Origin of the sequence: Micromonospora sp. NPDC049257 (assembly GCF_040678915.1) — a bacterium.
In the GTDB taxonomy this organism is placed as follows: Bacteria; Actinomycetota; Actinomycetes; order Mycobacteriales; family Micromonosporaceae; genus Micromonospora; species Micromonospora antibiotica.
In genome coordinates this window covers 19188-35506 of the sequence record NZ_JBFAQU010000014.1, presented here as the reverse complement: position 1 = coordinate 35506, position 16319 = coordinate 19188, and the positions used below count along the sequence as shown (strand labels likewise).

12 protein-coding genes are annotated in these 16319 nt (G+C 70.6%); 1 reads left to right on the top strand and 11 read right to left on the bottom strand.

Annotation, left to right across the window (positions count from 1 at the left end; all coding sequences use genetic code 11):
• Positions 1-290: 290 nt before the first annotated feature.
• The 11 genes from AB0K25_RS20555 to AB0K25_RS20505 all read right to left on the bottom strand — a co-directional run bounded on the left by AB0K25_RS20555 (position 291) and on the right by AB0K25_RS20505 (position 13398).
• Positions 291-1979, bottom strand: a complete 1689-nt coding sequence (locus AB0K25_RS20555) for a hypothetical protein (RefSeq protein ID WP_363821998.1) — start codon at positions 1977-1979, stop codon at positions 291-293.
• Positions 1980-2582: 603 nt separating this feature from the next.
• Positions 2583-3467: a ribosome-inactivating family protein gene (locus AB0K25_RS20550; RefSeq protein WP_363821996.1), complete on the bottom strand. Its 885-nt coding sequence runs from the start codon at positions 3465-3467 to the stop codon at positions 2583-2585.
• A gap of 237 nt (positions 3468-3704) precedes the next feature.
• Positions 3705-4454 (bottom strand): glucose 1-dehydrogenase, encoded by a 750-nt coding sequence (locus AB0K25_RS20545; RefSeq protein ID WP_363821993.1) that lies wholly within the window; start codon positions 4452-4454, stop codon positions 3705-3707.
• A gap of 86 nt (positions 4455-4540) precedes the next feature.
• Positions 4541-5164, bottom strand: a complete 624-nt coding sequence (gene wrbA / locus AB0K25_RS20540; protein ID WP_363821990.1) for an NAD(P)H:quinone oxidoreductase — start codon at positions 5162-5164, stop codon at positions 4541-4543.
• 250 nt (positions 5165-5414) lie between these two features.
• Positions 5415-5867 (bottom strand): MarR family winged helix-turn-helix transcriptional regulator, encoded by a 453-nt coding sequence (locus AB0K25_RS20535; RefSeq protein ID WP_363821988.1) that lies wholly within the window; start codon positions 5865-5867, stop codon positions 5415-5417.
• A gap of 14 nt (positions 5868-5881) precedes the next feature.
• Complete coding sequence (locus AB0K25_RS20530; protein ID WP_363821985.1) at positions 5882-6634, bottom strand: TRIC cation channel family protein; 753 nt, start codon at positions 6632-6634, stop codon at positions 5882-5884.
• 71 nt (positions 6635-6705) lie between these two features.
• On the bottom strand, positions 6706-7413 hold the full coding sequence (locus AB0K25_RS20525) for an alpha/beta hydrolase (RefSeq protein WP_363821982.1): 708 nt from the start codon (positions 7411-7413) through the stop codon (positions 6706-6708).
• 256 nt (positions 7414-7669) lie between these two features.
• On the bottom strand, positions 7670-8494 hold the full coding sequence (locus AB0K25_RS20520) for a BTAD domain-containing putative transcriptional regulator (RefSeq protein ID WP_363821980.1): 825 nt from the start codon (positions 8492-8494) through the stop codon (positions 7670-7672).
• A 109-nt stretch (positions 8495-8603) separates the two neighbouring features.
• Positions 8604-9440 carry an alpha/beta hydrolase gene (locus AB0K25_RS20515; protein ID WP_363821977.1) on the bottom strand — a complete coding sequence of 279 codons (837 nt, stop codon included), beginning with the start codon at positions 9438-9440 and terminating at the stop codon, positions 8604-8606.
• A gap of 103 nt (positions 9441-9543) precedes the next feature.
• Positions 9544-10245 carry an alpha/beta hydrolase gene (locus AB0K25_RS20510; protein ID WP_363821974.1) on the bottom strand — a complete coding sequence of 234 codons (702 nt, stop codon included), beginning with the start codon at positions 10243-10245 and terminating at the stop codon, positions 9544-9546.
• Positions 10246-10521: 276 nt separating this feature from the next.
• Entirely contained in the window at positions 10522-13398 is a 2877-nt protein-coding gene (locus AB0K25_RS20505) for a BTAD domain-containing putative transcriptional regulator (RefSeq protein ID WP_363821972.1), read from the bottom strand.
• A gap of 88 nt (positions 13399-13486) precedes the next feature.
• Here AB0K25_RS20505 and AB0K25_RS20500 point away from each other — a divergent pair, with 88 nt between their 5' ends.
• Entirely contained in the window at positions 13487-16237 is a 2751-nt protein-coding gene (locus AB0K25_RS20500) for an AAA family ATPase (protein ID WP_363821969.1), read from the top strand.
• Positions 16238-16319 lie beyond the last annotated feature (82 nt).

The following is a 16319-nucleotide window of genomic DNA, read 5'->3' as shown; positions in this document are numbered from 1 at the left end:
GACGCCAGCGCCGTCTGGGCACCGGCGACGACGAATGCCAGGGCGGCAGCCGTGATGACTGCGCGAACCAATATGGACATAATCGCTCCTTCGGCAGGTCGGGAATTCAATGTGATCGATAATATCGTTGTCGGTTGATGGCCGGCCAACGTCGGATTCCCTGGCGGACGTAGATCGAGCATGCCGGGCCAATGCCGCCAATTCGGCGCGGCGTTTTCGTCTCCCCAGAATTCGGGCAGAACCTGGCCAGAATGCGCGATCGCGGGTGGACGGGGGCGGCCAACACGGTGTCACTCGCTCCGGCCGGTCGGGATTCCGATTGAGGCGCATTCTTGGCGTGCCGGTTCGTTGAGGTCACAATGCAGGCAGCACAGTGCCGCTACCACCACGAGTGGACCAGCTGCGCCTACACACGGACCCGATGACGTCGGGGCGGCACGCTTCGTCCACCAGCGGGGGTGGGGAGATGATCCCGGCATGACGATGATCGGCCGGGCCGGGGAGTTCAGCGACGTCCTCGCTGCGGTACGCGATGCACAGACGGACGTGGTCCTGGTCACCGGCGAGGCCGGCGTGGGCAAGACCCGGCTGCTCGACGCCGTGTCCACGGCTGTTCCTGCCGTCCGTGCCTGGGGCACGCGGGGCCTGTCGCACGTCCCGCTGGCGGCCCTGGCGCACCTGGTCGACCCGGCGACGACGTCACTGGCGGAGATGGTCGCCCAGGTGCTCCGGGCGGTCCCCGCCGGCACGGTGCTCGCGGTCGACGACCTGGACGGCTGCGACGAGGTCTCCCTGGCGGTCGCGGTACGGGTCGCCCGCGACGCCGGTCGCACCCTGGTCGCTACCGTGCGGACCGCCGACGGTCGGGTGCCGCCAGCCGTGGCCGAGCCGTCCTGGACCGGGGTGACCGTCGAGCCCTTCATCGTGAGCAGCTTGTCGAGCGCGGCGGCCGTCTCCTGGTGCGAGAGCCAGGCCGTGCCGGGCAGGGTCAGGCCGGTGCCCTCCTCGCCGGTGGTCATCGCATCGGTGCAGTTCTCACCCTTGGCGTCGCACTTCTGGGTCTTGGTGGTCGAGGAGGTCTCCTTGCCGTTCTTGTCGACCGTGCGCTCGGTGTGGGTCTTAGTCGTGCCGGTGACCTTGCCGTCCTTGTCGCGCTCGTACTCGGTGGTGTCCTTCGTGATCGTCGTTCCGCCGTCCTTGGTTCCCGTGTGGACGGTCTCCGTCTCCTTGACGACGTTCCCGTTCTGGTCGCGCTGCGTCCGCTCGGTGTGGTACCTGCCGCTCAGGTCGTAGTACGCCTCGTCGGTCGACGACCCTGCCGTGTTCAGTTCCGGGTCGTAGTACTCGGTCCGGCTGCTCGACGTGCACAGCTCCTCGCACCCCGGCGTGCCGGGAGTGGTCCTCGACGAGGACCCGTCGCCGTACTCCGTGACCCTCGTGCCGTTGTCGCTGCTCGTGCTCTTCTCTCCGCCGTGGCTGGCCGCCCACCAGGCGGTCACCCCGTCGTACGCGCCGTACCAGCTGCCGTTGAACCGGCCGAGGTCGATCCCCATCGTCTTGCCGCCGCTGTCGAGGGTCAGGCCGAAGGTCAGGCCGGTCTTCCACGGCGCTTCGACACCGAGGCCCTTGAATAGCCCGTCGTCGATCCCGGCGAGCGCCATGCTGCCCCTGCGGGTGGGGATCCCGAAGATCTCCGACGGCAGGCCCGGCTCGACACCGCCGGGCAGTTCCTGCAGGTTGAGCCATTTCTTTTCGAGGCCCTTGACGAACTCCTCCGGGAACACGGCCCACGTGCCGTACCCGAGTTCGTAGGTCGGCAGTTTCCCGTCGATCGTCGCGGCCAGGACGAGGGACAGCGGCGGGGTGCTCGCCGGGTCGAGCGGGTCGTAGCCGAGGGCGGTCTCGTCGGCGTCGGCCACGCCGTCACCGTCGGAGTCCACGACCCCCACCGCCAGGTAGCAGGCGGACAGGTCGCACACCCTCAGGTCGGCGAGTCTGTCGCCGCGTCGGCCGTCGGCGGCGTCGGCAGACGAGGCGAGGGTCGTGGGGAGCAGAAGGGCGCCGCAGGTCAGGGTCGTCAGTGCGCGCCGGAACCAGGTAGGTGCGGAAGTGGCAGTGGGAGAGGACATCATGGGGGCGAACCTAGGTATCTGCCGCGGGCATGTCCTGAGTAGTGCGTACTCAACCGTCCGCCGTACCGCGCGGTGATCGGCTCAGGCCGCCACGCTGCGAAGCACAGCGCGTCCGGTCCGATCCGGAACCCGCCCCCGCTTGGTCGACCTGGCCAGGTCAGCGGCGGCCATGGTGGGTACCACCCGATCGGGTGCCGCTGCCAGGTGCCGACTTTCGAGGGGCGCGTGGTCGAGCGGCGAAGCCGGCACCCCGGGATCGCTGATCTCCAGGGTGCCGGCTTCGCCGCCGACCGTCGGTCTCGCCGTAACCGCACCGGGTCCACCGCAGGTCCGCCGGGGCAGACCGGACGCATCACCTCGGACGCGTCCCTGCTTGCTCAGCGAGGTCCGGGGCCGCCCGATGGATCCGGTTCTCCGCTCGCTGTCTGCCGGGTCGTGCGAGGCGGCAGGTCAGTACTGGGCCACCCGTACGTACTGCCGCGCCTGGGCGATCGTCGAGATGACGTGGGTGGAGTTGCCGCCGAGCCGCACGGTGTAGGTGTTGGTCGCGCCGTAGCTCCATCCCAGAATGGCGCCGGAAATGGCACTCCACTGATTCTCCAGCTCAGCATGCCGAAGGGTGATGGGAGCATTGTTGTAGCTCCGCATCCCCTGACGGAAGATGCCCTCGACGTCGTTGAAGCGAGCACCCTCCGAGACGAACCCGATCAGGGTCTGCAACGACCTGGCCGCCTCCTGCTGCCGGCCACCGGGGTTGGCGGTGGGGTTCTCCATGCGGGCCAGCGATCCGACCGAGCCGGCGACGTCCTGGAAATTGGCGAGCATCGCCGTCCGGCTGCGGTTGGCAGCTCCCTCGATGCTGCCGTAGTTGCTGGTGAAGTAGAGCGTCTGCACGTTGGTGTCGACTCCGTACCAGCTACTGTTGGTCGTCCGGCTGAACCTGTCCCGCAGGGTGCCCGCCTGGTCGGAGAACGCGTAGGTGGTGCCCCGCTGGGTGGAGAAGCCCAGGACGTAGAGGTTCTGCGGGTCGATCCACAGATCGACGTCCTGCGCTGCGTACTCGAGCGTGACCCGCAGCAGGGCCCGGTTCGTCTGGGTCACCAGTCCGCCCCGACTGTCGGCCCAGTTTGACACGGCGTTCCGCACCGCCGCGAGAAAACTGGAGTACCTGATCATCTGATTGTCGCCGGGGCCGTATTCCATGACGAAGTAGACCTGCTGCAGCTGGTCCGTCGGGATGTTGGCCGACGCGGGACCGCTGCTGACCGCAGTTCCGCCGGCGGCCATGACCAGCGCTACGGCAGAGCCGACGACCGCGCGCACGAGACGGTGCATTGTCCTCATTGTTTCGCTCTTTCCTCTTCGACGATTCGCCGCCCGGTGGTCTGCGGGGCGCGGAATACCGCCGATCGTCGGCGGCTCCCCCGAAAAGCTACATAGGACGTGTTTATTCCTACTGATCTGCTTGTGTAACGGCATCGACGATGCTGGCCCGTCCCGCGCGGGCAGCACCTGTCGGTCCCCGTGCGCCCGGTGATCGTCCGATGGTCGCTGTCGTGGGTGGCGGGTCCGCTATCGGGGCAGACCCTGGTAGTCGGCCGGTCCGGCGATCTGCCCACCGTCGCCGGCCACTTCGCTGCCCGTGACGAACGTCGAGTCGTCGCTGGCGAAGAACAGGACGATTCGCGCGATGTCGTCCGGCTCCCCGACCCGGCCGAGCGCGACGTTGGCCGTGTCGAAGACGACGCCGTCGGTCATCGGCGTGCGGATCTGACCGGGGTGGACGGCGTTCACGCGGATCCCGTGGACGCCCAGCTCCAGCGCGGCGGTCCGGGTCAGGCCGCGTACGCCCCACTTGGACACCACGTAACCGGACATTCTCGGCACACCCTGTAGGGCGCCGACGGAGCCGATGTTGACGATCGATCCGCCGCCGGCGCGCTTCATCGCCGGGACCGCAGCCTGGATGCCGTTGAAGACGCCGATCAGGTTGACGTCCAGCGTGCGCTGCAACCGCGCGGCGTCCCACTGCTCCAGCGGAGCTGGATCGGCGATGCCTGCGTTGTTGACCAGGATGTCCAGCGAGCCGAAGCGCGCCTCCGTCCGTACGACCAGGGCAGCCCACTGGTCCGCCGACCGGACGTCGAGTTTCTCGGCGACGGCCCGCTGCCCGAGTTCGACGGCGAGAGCCTGCGCCGCCGCAAGGTTCACATCGGCGACGACCACGTTCGCGCCCTCGGTCACGAATCGCCGTACGGTGGCGGCGCCCATGCCCATCGCGCCGCCCGTGACCACCGCCGTCTTTCCCGCCAACCGTGCCATGGTGGCTCCTTTCTGCCGTACTGCGACGGCATTTTCTGTAGTTCCCGGCCGCTCGACGCGGTCGGGTGCCGGTGGCGGCCGACAGGTCAGGCGGCACGCCCGGACTTCAGGGCCCGCGCGATCCGGACGACCCGTTCGGCCTGGTGGCGGGCGGAGTTGCGGGTGTCGTCGTCGATCGAGCCAAGGTCGGGGCCGAACGCGGCGTGGTGCGACGTGCCGTAGGGGTTGCCGTCGACGAACTTGACCGCGTCGGTGTATCCGGGCGGCACGATGATCCCGCCGAAGTGGTGGATGCTGTTGTACATGGCGAGCAGGGTCGACTCGTGCCCGCCGTGCCGGGTGCCGGTCGAGGTGAAGCCGCTGTAGACCTTGTCGGCCAGCCCACCGGCCTGCCACACCGGCGACAGGGTGTCGAAGAACTGCTTCAACTGGGCCGCGATGTTGCCGAAGCGGGTGGGTGAGCCGAAGATGACCGCGTCGGCCCAGGTGAGGTCGTCGGGGGTCGGGGTGGGCAGGTCGGCAGTGGCCGCATGGTGGGCGGCCCAGACGGGATTCGCCTCGATCGCGGCCTGCGGCGCCAGCTCGGCGACCTTGCGGACCCGTACCTGCGCCCCGGCGGCCTGCGCCGCGTCCGCCATCGTGTTGGCGATCTCGGTGCCGGTGCCGGTCGACGAGTAGTAGATCAGGGCGAGTGTGACGACGTCGGACATGGCTGTGGTCCTCTCCTCGGTTGCGGGACCTTGGTGGCCCCGGCGGGGTACGGGCGGCTTGCCACGACCGACCGTAGCCACTTTTAGGTGACACGTCACCAACTTGTGCGTGGTGACACATCACCCATTTGGCACCGGAGAGGGGCCTGTTGGGGATGAATCCGGGGTGGCGCACCACCAAAACCGCAGCATGCCCGTCGACATCACCGCCGAATCTGGGTGACTTATCACCCAACCGACCTGCGGTTGATCAGTCCTCGAAGGCGTCGCTCTCGAGGTTGTCCAGCACGGTTTCGGAGACCACGGCGAGGGTGTCGAGCTGTCGGGGGCTGAGCAGGTCGAGAAAGATCTGACGCACGTACCGCAGATGCAGGGGCGTGGCCTTGTCGATCACCGCACGCCCCTCATCAGTGAGGGCGAGGCGCGTGCCACGTCGATCCTCGACGCAGGTCTGACGTTCCAGCAGCCCCCGTCGAATCATGCGCGACGTCTGGTGGATCACCCGGGTCTTCTCCCACCGGAGAGCCTCCCGCAGCTCGAAGACCCGCATCGGACCGTCCGGGGACATGCGCAGGACGCTCAGAACGGCGAAGTCCGCCACCGAGATCTCCGCGTCGCCGAGCAACTGGCGGTTCAGGTGACGCCGGACGTCCTCCTGCATCGTCAGGAACCCGAACCACGCGCGGCGCTCGCGGTCGCTCAACCGCCCAGACTCACTCACCCATCCACGCTACCGCCGAAGGACGCGCCCGACCGGTTGGCCGACCGTCCCGCGCGGTGACGGCGGTGCCGCTGCCTGCTGCGACCGACGCCGTCGGGACCGGTATTCGGGCGTCGGGGGCCTAGCGCACGCTGTTCGGGGAAGGTCCAGCCGAAGCGAACGGCGGACAGCCGTACGGACGTCGTCACGACGACGCAGGCGAGCCCCGCGATCAGGGTCGGCGTGCCGGATGCGGTCAGCAGGACGAGCGTCCCGGTGCCGGCCCCGGCGGCGACGGCGTAGAGGGTGCCGACCTGGAGGATGGAGATCGTCAGTCCCAGGATCACGTCGCGCAGGATCCCGCCGCCGATGGCTCCGATGACCCCCACGACCAGCGCCCCGGCTCCGCCGACGCCGACCGACAACGCCTTCGAGGCCGCGATCGCGCCGAACACTCCCATCACCACCGCGTCCAACCCGGTGATCAGCCAAGCCACCCGGACGATCACCGGTTGCAGCAGCATGCCCAGGACCGCCGAGGCGCCGGCCACCGGCAGGTACCAGTTCCTCCAAACCACGACGGGCGGCTGATTGAGCACCATGTCGCGAAGCAGGCTCCCCCCGAGCGACACGGCGAGTCCGATGACGACGACACCGAACACGTCGATGCGGTGCCGCCGCTCTCCCGCCGCGAACAGCGCGCCCTGAAGACCGCCCAGCCCTGCGGCGAGCAGTTCGATCCAGAGAGCCACCTGGAACAGGGTGGACATGTGGTCATCCTCCGCAGGGCTCGGGGCCGGCTCACCGGGGTGAGCCGGCCCCGGATCAGTGGTGCTCGGGGTCAGCGAACGCCGGCGGGTGCGCTGCGCGCGGCGGTGACGATCACGTCGGAGACGACACCGGGCTGGGTCGCGAACAGTGCGTGACTGGCCGACACGTTGGTGACCTCCGCGTTGATCCGCTTGGCCATGTGCTGCAGCATCGCCTGGTCGAACGCCTTGTCCTCGGTGGCGATGACGGCCCAACTCGGCTTGTCACGCCAGGCGGCGTTCGTCACCACCGCCGAGAACACCGCCATGTTGACGGGCACCTGCGAGTCACGCAGGAACGCGGCGTCGGCGTCGCTGGCGTCCGCCGCGAACCCGGCCCTGAACGTGTCGGGGTTGAGGTAGCCGTATCCCTGCACGACGTCGATGACGAATTCCGGAGTCGGGGCGAAACCCTCGTACTGCTGGGCGGAGGTCTCGCCGGCGTCGGGCACCAGTGCCGACACGTAGACCAGCCCGGCGACGTTCGGGTGCACTCCCGCCTCGGTGATGACCGTGCCGCCCCAGGAGTGACCGACGAGAATCGTCGGACCGTCCTGTCGGTCGAGCACCCGCACGGTCGCCGCGACATCGTCCTCGAGCGAGGTGAGCGGGTTCTGGACGATGGTGACCCGGTATCCCCGGGATGTCAGGTTGTCGTACACGCCGCGCCAGCCCGAACCATCGGCGAACGCGCCGTGCACGAGTACGACGTTGCGGATCTCTCGATCAATGGTGCTCATGGCTTTCTTCCCTTCGTTGCCGCGCCGGTCGGTTCCGGGCGGAGTCCTCGGTGCCCCGACGGCCACCGTCGGTGCTGTGCAGTGCATGTAGGCCCTGGTGATCAGCCCTGTTCGGCCGGGTACGGCCGCCCACGCGGCGCGGGCCCGGCGGTGCCGACCGCCCCGCAGGCACGCCCGCGCCCCCGTCGCCCGGTCGAGCCGCCAGCCCTCGCGCTGGCCCGGCGGAGCGCCGCATTCCTGGCCTCGTCGTCCTCGTTCAGATGGACCAACTCCCGCTTCCCGTCGCCACGGATCCGGCCGTGTCCCGCCGCAGCACCTGCTGGTAGGCCCCGCGGAACTCCCCGCCCGGATCCACCCCCAGTTCGTCGGCGAGCCGGTGACGGACGCTGTGGAACAGCGCGATCGCCTCGGCCTGCTGGCCACCGGCGGACAACGCGAGCAGCAGCTGGGCCTGCAGTGCCTCGTCCCACGGGCGGTGCTCCGCCACGCGCCGCAGCACGGGCAGGACGGATCGGGCCCGGTCCAGGCGCAACGCCAATCTGGTGGCCTCGCGGGCCAGGTCGGCGCACTCGTGGTCCACGGCGCCGAACGCCAGGTGGTCGTTCGCGCCGAGCTGCGCGGCCCCGCCACACGGGCCACGCCACAGCCCGAGGGCCTCCTCGTGGGCCGACGCGGCCTCCACGAACCGGCCGGCGCCCTCGGCCGACCGGGCCCGTCCAGCCAGCGCGCGTAGTCTCAGCAGGTCCAGGTTGTCGGGGTGGACCTGCATCCGGTACCCGCCGGCGTCGCCCCGCAGCCACCGTCCGGCGGATCTCGCCGCAAGGCCGGGCTCGAACAGACGTCGTAGCGCACCCACGTACCGGTGCACGACGTTCACGGCGCTCTGCGGTGGCTGCCGGCCCCACACCACCTCGAGGATCTCGCCGACCCCGACGGGCTGTCCGGCGTTGACCAGCAGCAGACCGAGGATCAGCCGTTGCTGGCGGGGTCCGAGATCCACCGGTACGCCCCGACGCCAGACCCGTACGGGCCCGAGCACACCGAACCACAGCGGCGTCTCGTCGTCATGGTTGACGGACACGATCCCCACCCTCCTGCGTCCACCGGGAACTGTCGTGAGTCTGTTGATGCCGCCCCGGCCTGAACGGCGGCCGAGGAAGCCGGCATGCCGGGGCGGCTGATGGGGCCGGTCAGCGGGTGGTGGCGCGGGCGGCCTCGTCGATGAGATCCGCCACCGCCTCCGGCTCGGAGACCGTCACGGCGTGCGAGGCGTCGATCTCGACGGTGCGGGACTTGGCCCGCCTGGCCATGAACCGCATCGACTCGGCCGGGATCGCCAGGTCCTGCCGGGTCACCAGGAACCACGAGCGGATCGACCTCCACGCCGTCCTCGTGGCCGGCTCGTCGAGCGCCGCGCTCGTGATCGGCCGCTGTGTGGCGGCCATCAGATCGGTCACCTGCCGCGGTACGTCGGCGGCGAACACCCGGCGGAACTGGTCCTGCTCGATGTAGAGGTCCGTGCCCGCCCCGGTGCCCGCAATGGTCACCGGCACGCTCGCCAGCGCCGGACCCAGCTGCCCGCCCGGATACTTCGCGGCCAGCCCCGAGGTGCTCTCCCCCCGGTCCGGGGCGAAGCTGGCGATGTAGACGAGCGCCCTGACATCCCGGTCCCCGTCGGCGGCCTCGCTGATCACCGAGCCGCCGTAGGAGTGACCGGCCAGCACGACCGGCCCCTGGACGCTGTCCAGCACGCTGCGCACGTACTCGGCGTCCGAGTGCAGCCCCCGCAACGGGTTCGCCGCGGCGACCACCGGATAGCCGTCCCGCTTGAGGTCCCTGACCACGGCGTTCCAGCTCGACGAGTCGGCGAACGCGCCGTGCACCAGCACCACCGTGGGCTTGGCCCACGGGCGGTGTCCCGGCACCGCGTGCGCGGATCCGGCGACGAGCGCGGCGGTCAGGACACCCGCGACGGCGGCTGCACCGCCGAGCAGCGGCCTCGACATCCGGGGGAAGGGGAGGTTCATGGGATCGTCCTTTCGATTTCGCAACGGCCCGACCGCATCGGGTCGTCCGTCGGGGGCAGGTCGGGTGGCGACGGGCGTCGTCGCTTCGCAGGCTGGCGCGGCGTCAGACCGCGGCCGCGGCGCGGAGGATGACGTCGGCAACCGCCTGCGGCTGCGACGCCGGCAGGGCGTGGGACGCGCCGGCCACCTCGACCGACTCGCGCGCGTTGGCACGCCCGGCCATGAAGCGGAACGTTCCCCGCGGGATGGTCAGGTCCTGCTCCGGAAAGACGAACCAGGACGGGACCGTCTTCCAGGCCGGCTCGCCAAACGCTTCGGCGAGTGCGTTGCTGTTCAACGGCCGCTGGGTCGCCACGGCGAGATCGGCCTGGTCGAAGGGCAGGTCGGCGGCGAAGAACTCGTGGTAGCAGTCCGGCCGGACGTAGAGGTCGGTGGTGCCGTCGGCCAGCGGCACCTCGTAGAGGTGGGGGCTGAGGGCGGCACCGGGGAACCTGCCGGTCAGGTCCGGCACTGTCTCGCCCCGGTCCGGCGCCAGTGCGGCGACGTAGACGAGGGCCTTGACGTTGTCGTTGCCGACGGCGGCACCGGAGACGACGGCACCGCCGTACGAGTGACCGACCAGCACGATCGGACCCGCTATCGTGCCGAGCAGGCTGGACACGGCGGCGGCGTCCGCGGTCGGACCGCGCAGCGGATTTCCGGCCGCGACGGTGCGGTGACCGGTGGCCTGAAGCCGGCGGATGACGCCGTTCCAGATGGCGGACTCCGCGAAGGCCCCATGGACCAGGACGACTGTGGGTTTCATGTGAGCGCTGCTTTCGATGTTCGGTGCGATCTGACGGCGGGCTGCCGGTGGACCCAGAGTCGCCTCCCGCACGGCGCACCGAATCAGTCATTCGCCTGCGGTCAGGCGCGGTCGGTCGCGCCGCTCGGGGCAGAAGCTGGCCTGAATATCCGGATAACCTTGTTTGTCGGGTTCGGCGCCGGCCATCGCCACACCACGACGGAGCACGGGGCGATCGAGGCCGGCGGACGTCCCGGTTAGGTCATTCGACAGATGGGCCGGCAGCCGCCCGTCCCGCTACGCCCGCGCGTCGTCGGCGCGGTGGCCCAGCTTCGCCAGGCGACGCCGGATCCCGGCCTCCTGGTCCGGGTCCGCGTCGTTGCCCACGGCGAGAGCCGCCAGCCAGGCCGTCCGCGCGGCGGACCGGTCGCCCATCGCATAGGCGGTGTCCCCCCGGCCCAGCTTCGCCCGGACCATGCGCACATGATGGTTGATGGCGGTGGCCAGCTCGTCGGCTGCGGTCCAGTCCGCCATCGACTCGGCGTACCGTCGCTCGCGGAGATACAGGTTGGCCCGCCGGAGATGGCACTCGCTGCGCCGGCCATCGTGGTTGAGCTGCTCGCTCATGGCGAGAGCACGCCCGATGGTCTCGAAACTGGACGTACGCTCGCCCAGTTCGTACTGGGTGTCGGCGAGACGGCAGAGCACATCCAGTTGCGTCATCTGCTCCCCGAGCGACTCCGCGATGCGCAGCGCCCGGTGATGGCAGGCGACAGAGCGGTCGTAATCGCCGACCGCGAAGCTCACCTCGCCGATGTTGCGCAGCGTCAGCGCTTCCCTGGACGCGTTGCCCAGCTCGGTGAAGATCACGAGGGAACGTTCGAGCAGGGCCAGTGCGGACGTGCTGTCGCCGAGGTAGAAACGGGCACCGGCCAGACTGCGCAGCATCTCCGCCGCTCCGGCCGAGTCGCCGGCGTCGACGGCGGCGTCCAGGCACTCGCCTACGACGGTCGCCCACTCCTGCCACCAGCCGGCCCGCTGGTAGTACCCCTGCACCGTGAGCTCCAGCTGCCAGGCGTCGTACACCCGGCCGCTGTCGTTCGCCTGACGCATGACGGCCTTGAGCACCTCGCGTTCGGCGGCGAACCAGTCGGCGGCCGCCCTGTCGGTGTCCGGGCTCTCGACGACGACCCCGTCGTGGATCGCGGGCGGATCCGCGTCGATCTCGGGGTTGATGTGACGATTGGCCGCGTAGGCGGCCTGCCGGTAGTACCCGAGCAACCGGTCCACGGCCGCGTCCCGCTCCGCGGCGGTGTCGGTGTCGAGTAACAGCTCCCGCGCGTACGCGGCGATGAGGTCGTGGGAACCGTAGCGACCGGGCTGGCGTTCCGTGACCAGCCTGCTGCGCACCAGCTCGCCGAACACGCTGCGGGCGGTGCGCGCGGGCAGGCCGCCCAGGCTCGCCGCGGCCGGGAGCGTGACGTCCGGTCCCGGATGCAGTGCCAGCAGCCGGAAGAGGCGGGCCGCCGAAGCAGTGAGCCCACGGTAGGACCAGGAGAAGATGGCGCGCAGGTCGGTGTCCGGATCGTCGACGCCGAACCCGTCGAGGCTGCCCCGGGTGTCGTGCAGCTCACGGGCCACGGCCGGCAGCCCACAGCCGGGGCGGGTTAGGGCCCGGGCCGCCACCACGGCGAGGGCCAGCGGAAGGCCTCCACACAGGCCGACGATGTCGTCCAACGCCTGCCGGTCCGCCGGAGCACGTACGGGCCCGAGGCGTGAGACCAGCAGGTCACGTGCCTCGTCGTTCGGCAGAACGTCGAGCGTGAACACGTCAGCCCCGTGTGTCGCGGCGAGACCGGCCAGGCTGTACCGGCTCGTGACCAGGACGAGGCTTCCCGGGGCACCGGGGAGCAGCGGCCGGACCTGTTCGGCGTCGCGGGCGTTGTCCAGAACGATGAGCACCCGGCGCCCCGCCAGGACACTGCGGTAGAGCCCGGACCGGGCCAGGTCGTTCACCGGGATGTCCGGGCCACGAACGCCCAGCGCGTGCAGAAACGCCTGCAGCACGTCTCCCGGTGCCAACGCGGCGTCCGGGTCCAGGCCCCTGAGGTCGGCGTAGAGCTGGCCGTCGGGGAACTCGTCGGCCACCCGGTAGGCGAGGTGGGTCGCCAGGGTGGTCTTTCCGACACCGGGGATGCCCTCGATGACCACGATCCGCAGGGCACCGGCGGTGGCGCGGCCGTGGAGAAGCGCACCTACCCGGCGCAGGCTCGCCTGCCGGCCGGCGAAGTGGGGCAGGTCGGGCGGAAGCTGGGCCGCCACGACGAGGGGGCCGCCCGCCGTCGGGCCCTCGTCGCGTAGCGGATCCGCCGGCGGCCCGGTGCTGCCCGGAGCGCCGCGTCGCAGCACCTGCCGGTAGGCCTCCTGGAGCTCCCGGCCCGGATCGATCCCGAGGTCACCGGAGAGCCGGCCGCGGAGTTCCTGGTACCGGGCTACCGCCTCGGCCTGTTGCCCGGTCGCGGACAGTGCCAGCAACAGTCTGGCCTGCACGGCCTCGTCCAGCGGACGCTGCGTGGCGACACGCCGCAGCATGGGCAGCACCACACGTGCAGTTGCTGCGCGCAGTGCCAGATCCGTGGCCTCGCCCACCAGGTCGGCGTACTCGTTGTCCACCGCCTCGAAATCGACGACCGGACGGCTGATCAGATCCGGTGCGCCGGCGCACGGCCCGCGCGACAGTTCCAGCGCCCGGACGTAGGCCGCCAACGCCTCGGCGGGGTCGTCGGTCGTGCGCGCCCGTCGTACCAGGTCGCGGAACCGCAGCAGGTCCAGCCCGGACGCGTCGACCATCATGCGGTAGCCGGCCGGGTCGCCCACCAGCCACCGACCGGACGCGCGGGGCCGCAGGCCGGGTTCGAACAGTCGCCGGAGGCTGCCCAGGTGCAGGTGCACGATGTTCACGGCGCTGCGGGGCGGCCGCTCATCCCACAACAGCGTGACGAAATCCGTGATGCCGACCGGGCGGCCGGCCCGCGCCAGGAGCAGCGCCAGGATCAGCCGCTGCTGGCGCGGACCCGGATCGAGTTCCTCTCCGTCACGCCACACCTGCACCGGGCCCAGCACGGCGAAGCGTACCGGCGGACCCTCGCCCGGTGTGCCGGGCGCCGTCAGCATGGCGAGCGGTCGACGATCACGGCTCCCAGCTTAGAGTCCGTCCGGCGGGGCAGCTGAACCCGCGCGGTCCGAACGCGTAGTGCCAGGTGTGACGGCATCCCGCGAACTGCTGGTCGGACGCGACGTGGAACTGGCGCGTATCGGTCGTTTCCTCGAATCCGTGCGGCACGACGGGAACGTGCGGATGGTCCGTGGCGAACCCGGTGTCGGCAAGTCGGCGCTGCTCGCCGCCGCAGCGGACATGGCCGAGGCCGCCGACTTTCGGGTGTTGCGCGGGTCCGGTTCCGAGTTCGAGGCGGACGTCAGTTACTCGTTGCTCAACCAACTGTTACTGCCGCTGTACGGCGAGATACAGCGGCTGCCTCCGGCGCTGCGCGACGCGCTCACCGTGGCGCTCGGCTTCGGCCCCGGCCCGGCACCCGCGGCACTGCTGGTCTGCAACGCCGCCCTGTCCCTGCTCACCACCGTGGCCAGGAAGGCGCCCGTGCTGCTGATCGTGGATGACGTGCAGTGGGCCGACCGGTCCAGCGCGGTGGTGCTCGGCTTCATCGCCCGACGGGTTCCGAGATCACCCGTCGGGGTCATCGCCGCCCGGAGAACCGGCACCGAGAGCTTCCTCGACCACCGCGGCCTCACCGGGGTCACCGTCGAGCCCCTGAGCACCGAGGCGTCGGCCCAACTGGTGGATGTCCGCTTCCCCACCATGACGGCGCGCGCCCGGCAACGCCTGCTCGACCTCGCCCAGGGCAACCCCCTGGCCCTGGTCGAACTGCCGGCCACCCTGGCCGGTCCCACGTGTCCCGCGAACGTCTCGGACGTGGTGCCCCTCAGCGACCGGTTGCAGGCCAGCTTCGCCCACCGCATCGCCGGCCTGCCCGACCCCACCCGCCTGCTGCTGCTGCTCGCCGCGTTCGAAGGCAGCGGCGACGTGCGCACCCTGCGCGGCATGACCGACCTCACCGCGCTGGCACCGGCCGAACGAGCCCAACTGGTACGGGTCGACGACACGACCGGTCGCCTCACCTTCCGGCACCCCCTCATCCAGTCGACGATCGTCGCGATGTCCACGCACGAGGAGCGCCGCCGGGCGCACCTGGGCATCGCCGAGGCCCTGCCGGGCGATCTGGAACGTCGTAGCTGGCATCTCGCCGCGGCCACCGCCGGGCCGGACGAGGCGGTCGCGGCAGAACTCGAGCGCGCGTCCCACCGAGTCCTGCAACGTGGTGACGCCCTGGCCGCCATCGCTGCCCTGATGCGCGCGGCGGACCTCAGCGGCACCCGGGAGGATGCCGCACGACGGCTCGCGGAGGCGGCGTACATCGGCGCGGAGGCCGGCGGCTCGGGGGACGCCACCACCCTGCTCGCCCGGTCCCGGGAGATGAGCGTCGACGCGGCCGGCACCCTGCACGCGGCCGGCGCTGCGGCCCTCTTGATGATCAATGGTGACGGTGACGTGCACACCGCCCACCGCCTTCTCGCCGGTGCGATCGAGACGGGCGCGCACGGCTGGCGCGCGGACGACCCCGCACTCGACGAGGCCATGCACACGCTGCTGTTGCTGTCCTGGTACGCCGGCAGTCCCAATCATTGGGCCACCTTCCACCGGCTCCTGGGCATGCTCCGGCCGGGCCCCGGCGACCTCCTGTCGGTGATGAGCAGGACCTTCCCCGATCCGGTACGCACCGGCGCCGCGGCGCTGCCCGACCTCCAGGCGCTGATCACCACGTTGCCCGAGGAGGCGGACCTGACCCGGGTCATGCGGATCGGCACCGCCTCGATCTATCTCGACCGGCTGGGCGAGAACCGCGAGTACTCGTGGCGGCTCGTGCGGCAGGGGCGTGAAGGAGGGGCGCCGCGGCGGCAGTTGTCCGCGATGATGCATCTCTGCCTGGACGGCTTCCTCACCGGCCGGTGGGACGAGTCCGAAGCCCTGGCCGTCGAAGCGCAGCAGGCCTGCGGCGACAGCGGCCTCACCTTCCTGGGTTGGTACTTCCTCTACACCAGGGCGATCGTCGCGGCCGGCCGCGGCCGGTCCGACGAAGCGTACGAGCTGGCCGACGAGATCACCCACTGGGCGCTGCCGCGCGGGGTCGCCGGAGCGGCGGACATCGCCCACCACCCGCGTGCGCTGGCCGCCGCCGCGACGGGCGATTTCGAGTCGGCCTACCGGCACGCTGCCGCGTCCAGTCCCGCCGGAGTCCTCGCCGCGAACGTGCCGAACTGCACGTGGTTGATGTTCGACCTGGTCGAAGCCGCGTTGCGCACCGGACGTGTGGCCGAGGCCCGGGCGCACGCCGACGCCATGCGGAAGGCAGACGTGGCCGCCCTGTCCTCCCGGATGAGGCTGCTTCAGCACGGCGTCGACGCGCTCGTGCTCGACAGCGACGACGCCGGCACACGGCTCGAGCAGACCCTGGACGACCCAGCCTCCGAGCGCTGGCTGTTCGAGGCGTCGCGGATCCGGCTCGCCTTCGCCGAGAAGCTGCGCCGCCGACGGAACCTCTCGGCCGCCCGCACCCATCTGCTCGCCGCACGCAGCGGCTTCGCCGCGATGGGCGCCGACCCGTGGCTGGTCCGCGCCACCGCGGAGCTGCGGGCCACCGGCTATCAGCCTGTCGTCGCCGAGCAACCGGCCACGGGCCTCACCGGCCAGGAGCTCGAGATCGCCGGCCTGGCCGCCAGCGGCCTGACCAACAAACAGATCGCCGAGCGCCTCTACATTTCGCACCGCACGGTCGGCGCCCACCTTTATCGAATTTTCCCGAAGCTCGGCGTCTCGGCACGGGCTGGGCTGCGTGACGCCCTTTCGGCCCGATCGGCAGAGCTTCTGGACGACTGATTGAGCGCTAATTAACTGGCAATAGAGTAGGAATTTACCGGCGGCCCCGTACGCTCTCGGCACCGCGCTGGACAACGAGGGG